Source organism: Streptomyces sp. SID13031 (assembly GCF_010548305.1).
Taxonomy (GTDB): Bacteria; Actinomycetota; Actinomycetes; order Propionibacteriales; family Kribbellaceae; genus Kribbella.
The window spans coordinates 482,906-496,959 of the sequence record NZ_JAAGLV010000002.1; the positions used below are offsets into that span (position 1 = coordinate 482,906).

At 66.9% G+C, this 14,054-nt stretch carries 16 protein-coding genes and 1 tRNA gene; 11 read left to right on the top strand and 6 right to left on the bottom strand.

The window, feature by feature from the left end; translation table 11 throughout:
* Positions 1-22: 22 nt before the first annotated feature.
* From G3I17_RS06400 to G3I17_RS06410, 3 genes are all read left to right on the top strand, one after another.
* Positions 23-613 (top strand): hypothetical protein, encoded by a 591-nt coding sequence (locus G3I17_RS06400; protein WP_164594936.1) that lies wholly within the window; start codon positions 23-25, stop codon positions 611-613.
* Positions 614-764: 151 nt separating this feature from the next.
* A complete protein-coding gene (locus tag G3I17_RS06405; RefSeq protein WP_164594937.1) occupies positions 765-947 on the top strand; it encodes an alpha/beta hydrolase in 183 nt (60 codons plus the stop codon).
* 847 nt (positions 948-1,794) lie between these two features.
* Positions 1,795-2,262 (top strand): hypothetical protein, encoded by a 468-nt coding sequence (locus G3I17_RS06410; RefSeq protein WP_164594938.1) that lies wholly within the window; start codon positions 1,795-1,797, stop codon positions 2,260-2,262.
* Positions 2,263-2,375: 113 nt separating this feature from the next.
* On the opposite strand, the gene G3I17_RS39705 is transcribed toward G3I17_RS06410, so the two are convergent.
* The 5 genes from G3I17_RS39705 to bcp form a co-directional block, all read right to left on the bottom strand.
* Positions 2,376-2,573, bottom strand: coding sequence for a hypothetical protein (locus G3I17_RS39705; protein ID WP_203589803.1), 198 nt, complete (start codon positions 2,571-2,573; stop codon positions 2,376-2,378).
* A gap of 260 nt (positions 2,574-2,833) precedes the next feature.
* Positions 2,834-3,844 (bottom strand): site-specific integrase, encoded by a 1,011-nt coding sequence (locus G3I17_RS06420; protein WP_164594939.1) that lies wholly within the window; start codon positions 3,842-3,844, stop codon positions 2,834-2,836.
* A gap of 554 nt (positions 3,845-4,398) precedes the next feature.
* Positions 4,399-4,479: transfer RNA gene (locus G3I17_RS06425), tRNA-Leu, on the bottom strand.
* Between the two features lie 56 nt (positions 4,480-4,535).
* Positions 4,536-6,173, bottom strand: a complete 1,638-nt coding sequence (locus tag G3I17_RS06430; protein WP_203589804.1) for a VWA domain-containing protein — start codon at positions 6,171-6,173, stop codon at positions 4,536-4,538.
* A 326-nt stretch (positions 6,174-6,499) separates the two neighbouring features.
* Positions 6,500-6,970: a thioredoxin-dependent thiol peroxidase gene (bcp, locus tag G3I17_RS06435; RefSeq protein WP_164594940.1), complete on the bottom strand. Its 471-nt coding sequence runs from the start codon at positions 6,968-6,970 to the stop codon at positions 6,500-6,502.
* 280 nt (positions 6,971-7,250) lie between these two features.
* On the opposite strand from bcp, the gene G3I17_RS06440 reads away from it, so the two are divergent.
* The 6 genes from G3I17_RS06440 to G3I17_RS06465 are packed head-to-tail and all read left to right on the top strand — an operon-like array spanning position 7,251 to position 12,289.
* Positions 7,251-8,756 carry a circularly permuted type 2 ATP-grasp protein gene (locus G3I17_RS06440; RefSeq protein WP_239062294.1) on the top strand — a complete coding sequence of 502 codons (1,506 nt, stop codon included), beginning with the start codon at positions 7,251-7,253 and terminating at the stop codon, positions 8,754-8,756.
* Between the two features lie 16 nt (positions 8,757-8,772).
* Positions 8,773-9,720, top strand: a complete 948-nt coding sequence (locus G3I17_RS06445) for an alpha-E domain-containing protein (protein ID WP_164594941.1) — start codon at positions 8,773-8,775, stop codon at positions 9,718-9,720.
* Positions 9,717-10,559: a transglutaminase family protein gene (locus tag G3I17_RS06450; protein WP_164594942.1), complete on the top strand. Its 843-nt coding sequence runs from the start codon at positions 9,717-9,719 to the stop codon at positions 10,557-10,559. Before G3I17_RS06445 ends, G3I17_RS06450 begins: the two co-directional genes overlap by 4 nt.
* Before the next feature lie 48 nt (positions 10,560-10,607).
* Positions 10,608-11,651, top strand: a complete 1,044-nt coding sequence (locus G3I17_RS06455; protein WP_164594943.1) for a glucose 1-dehydrogenase — start codon at positions 10,608-10,610, stop codon at positions 11,649-11,651.
* A 39-nt stretch (positions 11,652-11,690) separates the two neighbouring features.
* Positions 11,691-11,954 carry a DUF3618 domain-containing protein gene (locus G3I17_RS06460; protein ID WP_343238219.1) on the top strand — a complete coding sequence of 88 codons (264 nt, stop codon included), beginning with the start codon at positions 11,691-11,693 and terminating at the stop codon, positions 11,952-11,954.
* Positions 11,955-11,995: 41 nt separating this feature from the next.
* Entirely contained in the window at positions 11,996-12,289 is a 294-nt protein-coding gene (locus tag G3I17_RS06465; protein WP_164595139.1) for a co-chaperone GroES, read from the top strand.
* A 147-nt stretch (positions 12,290-12,436) separates the two neighbouring features.
* Here G3I17_RS06465 and G3I17_RS06470 read toward each other — a convergent pair whose 3' ends face one another.
* The gene (locus G3I17_RS06470) at positions 12,437-12,814 is read right to left on the bottom strand and encodes a DoxX family protein (RefSeq protein ID WP_164594945.1); all 378 of its coding nucleotides are present in this window, start codon (positions 12,812-12,814) and stop codon (positions 12,437-12,439) included.
* A gap of 97 nt (positions 12,815-12,911) precedes the next feature.
* Between G3I17_RS06470 and G3I17_RS06475 the strand changes: the two genes are divergently transcribed.
* Both G3I17_RS06475 and G3I17_RS06480 read left to right on the top strand, forming a co-directional pair.
* Positions 12,912-13,388: a MarR family transcriptional regulator gene (locus tag G3I17_RS06475; RefSeq protein WP_164594946.1), complete on the top strand. Its 477-nt coding sequence runs from the start codon at positions 12,912-12,914 to the stop codon at positions 13,386-13,388.
* Between the two features lie 43 nt (positions 13,389-13,431).
* Positions 13,432-14,028, top strand: a complete 597-nt coding sequence (locus tag G3I17_RS06480) for a TetR/AcrR family transcriptional regulator (RefSeq protein ID WP_164594947.1) — start codon at positions 13,432-13,434, stop codon at positions 14,026-14,028.
* Positions 14,029-14,054: the final 26 nt, after the last annotated feature.

Here is a 14,054-nt window from a genome sequence, read left to right on the forward strand (position 1 = left end):
TGTGGAACGTCGTGATGGCGGGATGGTAGCCACGTTGGTTTTGTCCCCGCTCCTCTTGACTGCCTATGGCCTCGTCCAATGGATCGACGGTGCTGACGGCGAGTACGGGCCCGGTCCGGCCTGGACGGCAGGGCATCTGTTGTTCCTCGCCGGGTTCCTGCTGTTCGCCGTTGTCCTTGTCACCATCCGCCGGATGGTGATCAGCGCGCGGCTGGTCGCGTCGATCGCGCTAGTGGCCGGACTACTCGGGGTGCTCTCCTTCGTCAGGATCATTATGATCGACCTGCTGGTGGCCTTGCGATCGAGCGATCACCAAATGATGTCCGATCTCCGTGACGCCTATGATCGCTGGCCTGGCGATCTCGGCGTCTATGACGCGCTCTACCCGGTCGGACCGCTCCTCTTCTTGTGCGGACTCCATGCCCTGATGGTCTTGCTTGTCCTGCAGGGTCGGTTGCCACTCTGGTCTCCGGCCGTACTTGTCCTCGGCGTCTCCGCTATCGTCGCGGGCCTCAACCTGATGCCGCTCAGCGGCGCACTAATACTCGCGTCGCTCGTTCCTTTACTGCAAAGCGCTCGAGCCCAGCACAAAGCCCCCTCGGAGGCGTCGTGAAAGTGATCCCTGTCGACGACACGTACGCCGTACTGCGATGGGCGAGTGAGCATGCTGAAACCCTGGCCTCGATCCTGCGTTGTATCCCGGTTGGTGGCATAGGGCGGGGCGGAACATCGCTGCCGCGCTGGCATTGCGAGGTGGGGCGAGCATGGCCCGCAGCCGCGACCAGAACATCCAGTGCGCGCTGCGCCTCCTCGAGGTTGGCGTCTCGGTCGAGCAGCACCAGTGGCCCTGTACGTTCCACGGCTCGCAGACGTTTCTGTCCGCCGAGATCTCGCCACGGCAGATCGCGGGCCTCGGTGCGATCTTGCGTCGAGGAAGTAGCGGATGAGCGGTGACGGTGCTCTGAAGGTTCCGTGAAGGCGATCCGTGACACGCTTCCCGCGAGATCGGAACCGACAGATTGAAGAGATGGCGGCAACACGGATGCGTGAGTACACCACCCCTGCTGTGATGGAACGCCGTATCCTCATCGTTGCCTGACGCACCCTGAGCGCGCGCGCAGCTGAACTCGCTGTTCGGGCCATCATCCAGCCACCCGCGAAATGGCGGAGTTCGGGCGCGATCGCCCATCTCACATAAAGGGTCCGTCGATTTGTCCGGTGGGCGGGGGCTATCCGTACATTCCAAGGTTGTGGCCGCGATGCTGACTGGGTGCGGTCATGATGCGGCTTCCCTCGCTGAGCTCTTGTCGACGGCTGTCTGGTCAGGGTAGACCCCTCGTGTGACGGACGGTCTTGCCTTCCCCAGCGACCGGGTCCTCGACACGGTTTACGGACTGTGCTGGCGGCTGGAGCAGGGGTGAACGGCCAGTTCGAGACGCCGGTTCGTGCCGCACGTACCGGCAGAGGCTCCACTCGATTGCCCGTCGCCGGAGGGGCACCAAGGCGGCGTCGAGAGTCGTCGGCCGCCGCGGATGACTTGGAGAGTAGCCTGACGTCGAGGACGCTGTCGCCCTCACCTGTACGGTGCTGGAGAGCACCGACTGGGACACCTGGAACGGCGGGGCGCTTGGCGGTCATCGAGAAGTGCTCCCTGTCTGGATGGGGCCTTGGTATGGCTGACAACCCACGGGCTTTCTGAAGTGCCTGCCTCACCGACAAGTCAGCCGCTGCTCCTGACGTACAGCACATCCTGGTCTCCCGGCGGCGACCCCGCTGGATGACACCATCCGGAACATGAGTCAGTTCGAGCTGGAGACCCGATACCACCTGCACTCGCCGGGTGGCGCAGTGCGGTTGGCAACGTATCGGGCCACGGCGTTCGCAACGGTGGTGGGGCTGCTCGTGCTGCTCGGCTCCGGCTGGGTCGACCGCCGGGTGATCAAGTCGTCGCCGGACGGACTGACCGATGAGCACCTCCACCGCACCGGGCTGGACCTCTACCTCCTCGAGCCCCTGGTGCTCGTCGTGTATCTGGCTGCTCTGGTCCTGGCCGTCGTCCGGCCACCGGAACGGTGGACCTCACTGACCGCCGGAATCGCGGGCCTGATGATCGTCCTCCTCACCCTGCCGCTCGCCATCGACGATCACAGCATCGGCGACACCCGGTACGACGACACCTGGTCGCCCGCTATCGGATTGGTAATCGGCCTCTGGCTGGTGCTGATCGGTATCGCGATTCAGGCCCGCCGGACGGGGAACTGAGGCTCAATCCGGGATTGATCCGGCGGCGGCGCTTCTCCTCGTACATGCGGCTGCCGACCTCGCCGAGGAGCTGGGAGTTTGGGGTGCCGTCTGTGCTGGAGCGTGACCAATCTTCAGCCGCAGCATCGCGGGCCATGGCTCGGCCGCGGCGGCGATTGCCACACCCGGTCGGCGGCCGCGCGGATGCGTTCGACCAGCTCCCGGGCGCCGCGCTCGTCGGGTTGGTCGAGCACTACGACCAACGCGTCACCGCCGGCCCGGACAACCACGTTGGCCGTCGAGATAGCGCGTACGTCGAACCTCGTCGCCATCAATGAAATCCACGAAGCTCTCCTGCCATAATCACCAGCTGCTCCGAGCAAGACGATGCTCTGAACGTCAGGGCCGGAGAATCCAGTCGCCGCCTCCGGTCCGACGCCGCCAGGGGCTCGAGGTCCGGGAACACCACCCGCCACCGCGGACCCTGCTCGAATGCCACCACTCTACCCAGCTCATTACCTTGCACCGCCACACCGTCTCCAGCAACGCAGACCGTGCTGGAGGGCCGAGTCTTGTGGCTTGGACTTGTGGGTCAGCTGTTGGCCAGTGGGTGTGGTTCGCCGGTGAGGGTAGCGAGGGCTTGGGCGAGTTCGGGGAGGGTGGCTTTGACGTAGGTGGCGGTTGTCCCTGCGGCGGGGGCGTCGGTGTGGCCGGCGAAGGCGCGGGCGTAGCCGCAGTTGCGTTCGACCCAGGTGAGGGTTGTATGTCTGAGCCAGTGGGTGGAGATTTGTTGGGTGGCTACCCAGGGCAGCTGTCGTCCGATGCGCTCCCATATGTAGTCGTAGCGGCGTTTGGTGATGGGACGGCCGTTGGAGTAGCGGAGGAGTTGGCCGTTTGGTGGTGCGTTGCGGGATTCGGCGTGGTGGAGGAGGTGGGACATGAGCGTGGGGGAGACCGGTTGCCAGCGCACGGTGTCGCCCTTCTCGTTGAGCCGGATTAGGCACTGGGTGGCATCCAGATCGCGGGGAGTCAGGGCGAGCCCTCCGCCGCGTCGGCAGGCGGTTTCGGTGTGGAGTCTGAGGATGAGGCTGTCGAGGGCGGGGTCGTTTCCGGTCGTGGCTGCGATCTGGTTGATCTCGGCCAGTTGTGCGTCGGGGATTGCTCGTCGCGTTGAGGTGAGGCGGCGGGGTTTGGCGACCTTGAGGGCCGGGTTGGCGCCGGGACTGATGAGGCCGTCGTTCTCGGCGTTGGTGTAGACGCAGCGGAGGGCTGCGATGAAGTGTTCGGTTGCGGAGCGCCCGCCGCGGGCATTGCGGCGGACGGTGACGGCGGTTTTGAGGGTTTCGGTGAGTTGCCGGATTTCGGTGGGGGTGGGTTCGTCGAGGCGGCGTGCGCCCCAGTGTTCGACCAGGCGGTTCCAGTAGGAGCTGTAGACGCGGCGAGTTCCGGCTCCGACGGCTGCGCTGACGATGGGGACGTATTCGGCGAAGGTAGGAACGGCTGTTGGTGGGGCGGCGGTTGCCAGGAGGTCGGCGACGCTGACGCCTAGACGTGCGAGCAGAAGGCGGGCGGCTTCGATTTCGGCGCTGCTGGTTTGGGTCATAGTCCAGCTCCGCCAGCCAGGAGGGTGTCGAGGGTGGCTGGTGGGTAGATCGTCAGCAGAGAGGTAGTCGGGTCGGCAGCCAGGAGAACTCGATCTCCGGTGGTGAGTGCGCAGAGGTGCCGCAGTGGTGCAGGGATGCACACATGGCCCTGTGACGTGAGGTAGAAGGATCCAGTGGGTTCAGGTCTGAGCAGAAGGACTCCGCGTACCGCAGTCAAGGTCAGCGCGAGGTCGTGCGACCAGGCCAGCTGACGCATGATGCGGGCGTCGGTTAGGCGACCGCTGTGATCGATCGACGACAAGCCGTAGATGGTCGCCGAGGTACGTCGTGCGGCCAATATGGGCAGGGGAAGAGGGCCGCGGTCAGGCAGTGAGGAAGGGGCCAACTTGCCTGCTGCTGCAGGCATTCGAAGCGCCGGGATACGCAGGTCGACCGGGGCGCTCATCGGGTGGCCCCCAACGGCCAAACGCAGGACGGCTTCGTGAAGCACCGAAGCGCTTCACGAAGCCGGGTTACTTGATACTTCTCGTAGCGCAGGTATGCGCAGCGTGTGTGCCAGAGGCGGGACTTGAACCCGCACGCCCGAGGGCACCGGCACCTAAAGCCGGCGTGTCTGCCATTCCACCACTCTGGCCAGGAAGGATCGGCGTCCCCCCGGGAAACATCTTAGGGGGACCCCGATCCTTCAGTTCAGCGGCTCTGCAGGGCGCTGATGAACACGTTCCGCAGGTCTTGCGGGTTCTTCGCCACGTAGCTCTGGCCGCCGGTCGCCGCGGCGAGTGCCCGCAGCTCGTTGGCGTCAGCGTCGGGGCCCATGCCGAGCGCGATGATCCGGACCGGCCGGGCCGGGTCGCGCAGACCTTCCAGCGTCTGCACTGTCTTGGCCAGACTGAGGCTGCCCGGGTCGTCGTTCTTGCCGTCGGTGAAGAGCAGGACGGCGTTCACGGCGCTCGAGTCGTAGCCACTGCGAACCGCCCGGACGGCGGCGATCGCGGTGTCGTACAGACCTGTTCCGCCACCCTTGATCGGCTTCTGCACCGCCAGGGCGGTGGTGATCTTCTGTCGCTGGTTGGGGGACAGTTTGCCGATCGGGATGAGCTCCTTGAAGTCGGAGTCCAGCGGCCCGATCTTCGTCGAGAACGTCCACAGGCCGAGCGCGGCGTTGTCCGGGAACAGCCCCAGGCCGCCCACCGCCGCCTCGATGGTGAGCTGCATCCGGGTCTTGTTGCCGACCATCTCGGCCATCGAGCCGGACACGTCGACCACCGCGAGCGAGTGGGCCGACAGTGACAGCCGGGTCCAGTCGCCGAGCACCTTGTTGATCGCAGCCGTCGCCGGCGCGGTCAGCCGGGTGATCGTTCCGACGCCACGTCCCGCGCCGAGGTCACTGGCCACCGAGTCGCGGAAGCCGGCGTCGTCGCGCGCCTGGGTGGACGCCGGACCGCTCACCTCGGCCGCCAGCGCCTTGGCCGCCTCGGAGAACGTCTCGTCGTTCGACTGTGCGGTGACCACGATCGGGTAGTCGAGCAGCAAGGTGCCGGTCCGCGGCACGACTGCCTTCAGCTCCGAGTCGGGGTGCTCGTCCTGGAACTTGACGAAGCTCTGCTCCGACGCCGGTACGACCAGGTTGCTGCCGGCCTGCGCGGCCCGGCCGAACAACCCGTTCACGTCCGTGTAGGGCTTCGCCATCGACCCGAGCTTCTGGGCCGTCGGCACGATGACCTCGCTGACGTCGGTGTCGGTGGCCGACGTCTTGGTCCGCTCCGCCTGGATGGCCAGCAGCGCCAGCGCGCCGGGCGACTGGGTCAACGGGTCGAGCAGAGCTGGTGCCGCCTTCGTGAACGCGCCCAGCCAGGACGCGGTGTTGGCGAAGTTGGGCGGCAGACCGACGAGCACCAGGGGCGAGCTCGCGATCGACGGAACGGCGACGGCCGGGATCTTCTGGCCGTCGTCGGCCTGGGACACCCACAGGGTCGAGTCCGGCACCCACAGATCGGGCCGGCCCTCGGTGCTGTTCGCGACGTCCCTGGCCACCTTGGACGAGGGGGCCGCGGTGATGCTGAACTGCAGGCAGGCGGCGGTGCTGTCGTCCTTCTTGGCCGCCAGCGATTTGGCCGCAGCCTCCAGCAAGGGCTGGAGCTCGGGCGTGGTGCTGAGCCGGACCTGGGTCGGGTCGTCACACGACTTGCCACCCAGGAATCCGTCACTGCCCGATTCCGATCCGAAGGAGCGGACCACAAAGACGGCGCCCAATGACAGCACCAGTAGGCCGACGGCGGTCAGGTACAGCGGACGCCGGCTGTTGTTGCTGGTGTTACTTTTTGTCACCGCAGAGGAGTGTTTTCCCATCGCGGCAGATCCCTCCCTCCCAGAGGCAAGACTGCGCGCGCAGATTACCCGGTTTGCACTGGTCAGGGCGAAGAGCGACGCCGAAGTTCACGCCGTGGATGGGGGGTTGTAATTGAACTCCGACTGGGCTCGCGGTACTACTCGTCCCTCAGAGGCCGGGAAATGTGACGGAACGTAGTGTTTCCGCTGCGAACAGGTGAGAACCTGCTGTGATCCAACTCACACGGCCGAGTCGTTGAAGCGACCGTTCAGTGGGCCGGGGCCATGAAACGGTACGGGTTTACCTTCGCGAAATGTCCTGACAATCAGTCGAGGCCGAGATCGCGGCGCAACTTGGCGACGTGGCCGGTGGCCTTCACGTTGTACTGCGCGACGGCGACCTTGCCGTCCGGGTCGATCACGAAGGTCGACCGGATCACGCCGGTCACCTTCTTGCCGTACATCGTCTTCTCCCCGAAGGCGCCGTACGCCGTGAGCACCTCTTTGTCCGGGTCGCTCAGCAGCGGGAAGGTCACGCCGTCGCGGTCGCGGAACTTCTCCAGCTTGGCCGGCTTGTCCGGCGAGATGCCGAGCACGGCGTACCCGTGGGCCTGCAGCGAGTCGAGCGAGTCGCGAAAGTCGCAGGCCTGCTTGGTGCAGCCCGGCGTCATCGCGGCCGGGTAGAAGTACACGATCACGCTCTTGCCGCGCAGCGACGCCAGCGAGACGTCGTTGCCATCGGCGTCGGGAAGGGTGAAGTCAGGTGCGGCGTCGCCGACGGACAGACGTTCGGACATCAGGTGCCCTCCACGGAGCGGAACGGAGCGGTTCGGGTGATTGTCCGACATTCTGCCGTACGCCGCCGACAAGCGTTTCAGGGCCTCGTGCAAGCGCTTGTGTTACACGGATGCGGTTCGCTTGTTACGTGCGGGAAAACTGACGCCCGATCCTGGTGCGAGGCGGCCGCCGGTGAGTGAAGATGCGGAGATGAGCCGCGCACCGATCCGCCCCGCTGGCCCACAGTTGTTCGACGGCTACCTCGATCCGGGGCGGCCGCATGCCGACGCGTACGACGAGATGTTCGACCCGGCGGAGGAGGTCCGCCCGGCGTACCGGCGCCTGCACGAGTCGCTGACGCCGCTGCTGCCTGCCGACCTCACCTCGCGCTCCGAGGCGCTGGACCGGGCGCTGGTCGACCAGGGCATCACCTTCTCGCTGTCCGGGGAGGAGCGGCCGTTCCCGCTCGACCTGGTCCCGCGCGTCATCACGGCCTCGGAGTGGTCCCGGCTGGAGCGCGGCATCGTCCAGCGGGTCCGGGCGCTGGAGGCGTTCCTGGCCGACATCTACGGCGACCAGCAGATCGTGGCGGACGGCGTACTGCCGCGCCGCCTCATCACCTCCTGCGAGCACTTCCACCGCCAGGCGGCCGGTATAGCCCCGCCCAACGGCGTCCGGATCCACGTGGCCGGTATCGACGTGGTGCGCGACGAGCAGGGCGATTTCCGGGTGCTGGAGGACAACCTGCGCAGCCCGTCCGGGGTGTCGTACGTGATGGAGAACCGGCGGACCATGGCCCGGGTGTTCCCCGACCTGTTCGCCAAGCACCGGGTGCGCGCGGTCGGCGACTACGCCGTCCACCTGCTCCGCTCCCTCCGCGCGTCGGCCCCAGCTGGTACTACGGACCCGAACGTGGTCGTACTGACCCCTGGCGTCTACAACTCGGCGTACTTCGAGCACTCGCTGCTGGCCCGGCAGATGGGCGTCGAGCTGGTCGAGGGCCGGGACCTGTTCGCCCGCAACAACGTCATCTACCTGCGGACCACCGAGGGCGAGCAGCGGGTGGACGTGATCTACCGGCGGATCGACGACGAGTTCCTCGACCCGGTGCACTTCGAACCCGACTCGGTGCTCGGCGTCGCGGGCCTGGTGAACGCGGCGCGGGCCGGCAACGTGGTGGTCGCCAACGCGATCGGCAACGGCGTCGGCGACGACAAGCTGGTCTACACCTACTTGCCGGAGATCCTGAAGTACTACCTGGGCGAGACCCCGCTGCTGCCGAACGTGGACACCTTCCGCTGCTGGCTGCCCGCCGAGCACGACGAGGTGCTCGACCGGCTGGACGAGCTCGTCACCAAGCCGGTGGAGGGCTCGGGCGGCTACGGCATCGTGTTCGGCCCGGACGCGTCGGCCAAGGAGCTCGCCGCCCAGCGCCGCCGGATCAGGAGCAACCCACGCGGCTGGATCGCGCAGCCCGTAGTACAGCTGTCCACTGTGCCGACCAAGGTCGGTGAGCGACTGCAGCCGCGACATGTGGACCTGCGGCCGTTCGCGGTGAACGACGGCGAGTCCGTGTTCGTCCTGCCCGGTGGCCTGACCCGGGTGGCGATCCCGGAAGGCAGCCTGATCGTGAACTCGTCCCAGGGCGGCGGCTCCAAGGACACCTGGGTGCTGGCGCCCAGGGCGTCTGCGGGGAACGCCGAGCTGCGCGGCCGTGGCCTGGCTGCGGCCGGTCTGCGCTCGGACGAGGCCAGTACTCCGGAGCAGGGCCCGGAGCTCAACGTCGCCCAACAGCAGCAACAGTGATGGGGAGGTGCTGACGATGCTCGCACGCAATGCCGAGTCGCTGTACTGGATCGGCCGGTACGTCGAACGCGCGGACGACACGGCCCGGATCCTCGACGTGTCGGTGCACCAACTGCTCGAGGACGCGACGGTGGACGCCGACACGGCCAGCCGAAGGTTGCTGGCGGTGCTCGGCATCGAGCCGCCCAAGGGGACCTCCCTGGACGTGTGGACGCTGACCGAGCTGGTCGCCATGTCCCCGGACCGCTCCGGCTCGATCGTGTCGTCCATCTCCAGTGCCCGCGAGAACACCCGGGTGGCGCGGGAGGTCGTCTCCAGCGAGCTGTGGCACTGCATCAACTCGATGTGGAACGCAGTACCCGAGCGACAGCGCGCTGCTCGCCGGGTGGGGCCGCACGAGTTCTTCACCTTCGTCGAGGACCGGGCCGCGATGTTCGCGGGTCTCGCTGACTCCACGATGAGCCGGGACGACGGCTGGCGCTTCCTGGTGCTCGGGCGGTCGGTGGAGCGCGTCGACATGATCGTGCGGCTCCTGATGTCCCGGGTGGGCGACAAGCCCACGTCGCCGGGGTGGGTGACAGTACTGCGCTCTGCGGGTGCTCACGACACCTACCTGCGGACGTACCGGGGTGCTCTCGACGCATCCCGCGTGGTGCAGTTCCTGCTGCTGGACAGGTTGTTCCCGCGGTCTGTGTTCCACGCACTGACCAAGGCCGAGTCCTGCCTGGAGGAGCTCGACCGTGGCCCGTCCGCTCGCATCGGAGCGAGCGCGGAGGCGAGTCGGCTGCTCGGCAAAGCCCGGAGCGATCTGGAGTTCCTGCGACCGGCAGAGCTGCTCGACGACCTCACCGGGCGCCTGCAGGCTTTGCAGACGACAGTGAAAGAGGTCGGCGAGGCTGTCTCGCAGCAGTACTTCCATACGGTGCCCTGGGTCGAGTGGAACAACGCGGAGGTGAACCTATGAAGTGGCGCCTTCGGGTCGTGCACACCACCGGCTACCGGTATGCCACAGCAGTAACGCAGTCCTACAACGAAGCGCGGCTCACTCCACGCAGTGACGACCGGCAGAACTTGATGGTCGCCCGGTTGGAGACAGTCCCGGCCACCCGGTCCTACCGCTACACCGACTACTGGGGTACCGAGGTCAACTCCTTCGACCTGCACGCTCCGCACACCGAGCTGAAGGTCATCGCGGCCTCGGTCGTCGAGACCACCGCCCAGCCGACCCCGGAGGAAGAGGCGACCTGGGCGGACGTCCGCTCGCCCCAAAGCCTCGACCGGTACGGCGAGTACCTGGAGTTCGCGGAGTACGTCCCCAAACACAGGGAGCTCGCCGCTATCGCGAGAGCTCTCCGCAAAGGGCTCAGCCCGGCCGAGACGGTCCTGGCCATCTCCAAGTGGGTGCACGGCACCCTGACCTACCAGCGCGGCACCACTGGCGTGCACTCGTCGGCAGTAGACGCATGGCAGGCCGGTGAAGGCGTCTGCCAGGACTACGCGCACCTGACGCTCGCGATGCTGCGCGCTGTCGACGTACCGGCCAGGTATGTCTCCGGCTACCTGCACACCAAGGCTGATGCGGCGGTGGGGGAGACCGTGGTCGGTGAGAGCCACGCGTGGATCGAGGCCTGGACCGGCGGCTGGTGGGGGTACGACCCGACCAACGACATCCCCATCGCTCACCGGCACGTCTGGGTCGCCACTGGTCGCGACTACGGCGACGTGTCACCACTGAAGGGCATCTACTCGGGAGGAGCCGCCACGGCAATCGATGTCACGGTGGACATCACCCGGCTGGCCTGAGCCGTCAACTGACAGTGTCAACTGGCCTGATTGGGGCAGAGTGGTCACATGCGGGCGATGACGGTGGTGCCGGGCAAGGCCGACTCTGCGTCGGTCGGCGAGGTACCGGAGCCGCCGGAGTCCGACGGCTCGATCTTGGTCGAGGGACTGCTCGCGGGGATCTGCGGCACGGACATAGAGCTGTGCAGCGGCCTCTTCGGCAGCGGCCGCCCCGGCGCCGACAGGCTCGTGATCGGCCACGAGTCGCTGGGTCGAGTCCTAGAGGCCCCTGCGGGCTCAGGCTTCGCCAGCGGCGACCTGGTCGCCGGCATAGTCCGTCGCCCCGACCCACTGCCCTGCCCAGCCTGCGCCCGCGGCGAGTGGGACTTCTGCCGCAACGGCCGCTACACCGAGCGCGGCATCAAGGAGATGGACGGCTATGGCGCCGAGCGCTGGCGGGTCGACCCGTACTACGCCGTACCGGTGCCAAGGCAGCTCGGGCGCCTCGGAGTCCTGATCGAGCCGGCCAGCATCCTCACCAAGGCGTGGGACCAGATCGACCAGGTCGGCGCACGATCCTGGTACGGCCCGGAGCACGTACTGATCACCGGAGCCGGCCCGATCGGCCTGCTGGCCGCACTGATCGCCAAGCAGCGCGGCTACACGGTCCACGTGCTCGACCTCGCCACCGACGGCCCGAAGCCGCAGCTGGTGCGAGACCTCGGCGCGGAGTACCTCAATGACCTCTCCGACCTGGCAGTGGCGCCTGACGTCGTGCTGGAGGCGACCGGCGCCGGGCAGCTCGTGTTCGACTGCGCAAAGCTGCTGCCACCGGCCGGAGTGATGTGCCTGACCGGGATCTCGCCCGGCCCGGCGTCCATCGACGTCCAGCTGGATGCGCTGACGCGGCAGCTCGTAGTACGGAACGCTGTGCTGGTCGGGACGGTGAACGCGGCCAAACGGCACTACGCGGAAGCCGTGGAGGTCTTGCTGGCTGCTGATCCAGCCTGGCTAGAGCGGCTCCTCACCCGGTCGGTGCCGCTGTCGAACTGGCCCACCGCGCTGGTCAAGAAGCCCGGTGACATCAAGGTGGTCGTCGATCTCCAAGCCTGACCTGCAAAGATGTGATCAAACACTGTGAAGGGAGCCCTGGTGTCGGACACGCAGGCTCGGACCACCGAGCAGATCGAGGCGGATATCGCCGCCACCCGTGCACGACTGGCCTCGACCGTCGACGAACTCGTCGACCGGGCGCACCCGAAGAACGTCGCCAAGCGGCAGGTCGAACAGGCCAGGGCCCAGGTGTTCGACGAGCGCGGGCAGCTGCGGACGCAGAAGCTGGTCGCCGTCGGTGCCGCGGCGGTGGGCGTCCTCGGCATGCTGATCATGATCCGCAAGCTGGTGGGTCGCCGGTGACCGCTCGCAAGAAGCTGTCCGACGACAAGCTGCCGATCCGGATGCTGCACGACCGGGTCCTGGTCTCGATCGAGACCGAGGGTGAGCGCAGGTCGTCGTCCGGCATCCTGATCCCCGCGACCGCGCAGATGGGCCGCCGGCTGGCCTGGGCGAAGGTGGTCGCGATCGGCGCCAACGTCCGGACCGTCGAGGTGGCCGACCGGGTGCTGTTCGACCCCGAGGACCGCGCCGAGGTCGAGGTCCGCGGCGACGACTACGTCCTACTCCGCGAACGCGACCTCCACGCGGTAGCCGCCGGCCGCCTAGAAGACGGCCAAACCGGCCTCTACCTGTAACTCCCCTCCCGCGCCATTTCGGCGGTTAACCGCCGAAATGGTGGGTTGTCCCCTCTTTGCCAGGCTGGTCGTGAGTCAGTTCGCGATTGGTGAGGAGCACGGGTGACAACCCGCAAGCTTGGCGGTTGACCGCCGAAATGTGGAGGGTCAGAAGCTGTTGGGGCCGAAGCGGAAGATTGCTACGACCAGGGCCAGGATCAGCACGATGGTGTTGATGCCGATCACCGGGTACTCCTTGCGGCGGGCGTGGGTGATGATCGCGCCGGCCATGATGATCGCCAGGCCGGACGCGGCCAGCGGGACCAGGATCGGCGCGATGTCGAAGGCGCCGGGCAGGATCAGGCCGAGCGCGCCGAGCACCTCGGCGGCACCGATCAGTTTGAGCGTTCCGGCGGAGAAGTCCTTGGTCCAGCCCATCTGCGGGTTCTCGCCGAGCTTGGCCTTCGACTGGCTCAGCTTCGTGAAGCCCGCGCCCAGGAAGAACGCGGCCAGCACGCCGGCGACGATCCAGAGGAACACATTCATCAGTGACGATCCGCTCTCTTTATGTTAGTTGATGTATCAACACAAACGGTAGACCTAATGACTTGAAGCGTCAACTAACTCGGTTAGAGTTGTGACCATGACCGCGGATGACGAGGTGCGCTGGCTGGAGCCGGACGAGCTCGACGCATGGCTGTCGCTGGCCGCATTGATGTTCAAGCTCCCCGCGGCGCTCGACTATCAGTTGCAGCGCGACTCGGGGCTGACGCACTTCGAGTATCTGGTGATGGCCGGCTTGTCGGAGTCGCCGGATCGATCCCGCCGGATGAGCGACCTGGCCGGCTTCGCCAACGGGTCGCTGTCCCGCTTGTCGCATGTCGTGAAGCGACTCGAGAAGCGCGGTTTCGTCGTACGGCGCCCAGATGCCGAGGATGGCCGGATCACGGTCGCCGAGCTCACCGGCGCCGGGTATGAGCAGGTGGTCGCGGCGGCGCCCGGACATGTCGCCGCCGTTCGCGAGTATGTGATCGATGCGCTCGCGCCCGAGCAGCTGGCGCAGCTCAAGGTGATCGGTGATCAGATCCACCGGAAGGTCGATCCGGGCAAGCCCTGCTGAATCGCCTTGCCATGGTGCGAACGATCGTGCTTTTATTGGTGGCGTGAGCAAAGGCGAGGAGACGCGGGCCGCAGTGCTGGAGGAGGCGGCCCGTCAGGTCAGCCTGGCCGGGCTCGGCGCGCTCACCATCGGCGTGCTCGCGGAGGCGACCGGGCTGTCCAAGAGCGGGCTGTTCGGGCACTTCCGGTCCAAGGAGCAGTTGCAGGTCGCGGTGATCGACTGGGCCGGCGAGCTGTTCGCCGAGCGGGTGCTGCGGCCGGCGCTGAAGCTGCCTCGCGGTGAGCCGCGGTTGCGCGAGCTCTTCGATCGCAAGCTGCGCTGGGACAACGGCGATCTCGCCTTGCCCGGTGGATGTTTCTTCACGAGCGTCTCGGCCGAGCTGGACGACGCTCCGGCCGGTCCGGTCCGCGATCGGGTGGTGCGGATCGAGCGCGACTACATCGACACCATCTCCACCGTCTTCCGGACCGGGATCAGTGAGGGACAGTTCCGCGCCGACGCGGATCCCGAGCAATATGCCTTCGACATCCGCGGTGTGCTGATGTCGTACCACCTGGCCAGCCGGTTGCTGGCCGACCCCAAGGCCGAGGACCGGGCGCGCACGGCGTTCGACGCGCTGCTCCAGGCCGCCAAACTCTGAAGATCCTTTCCCCTGTCAGGAGTGGC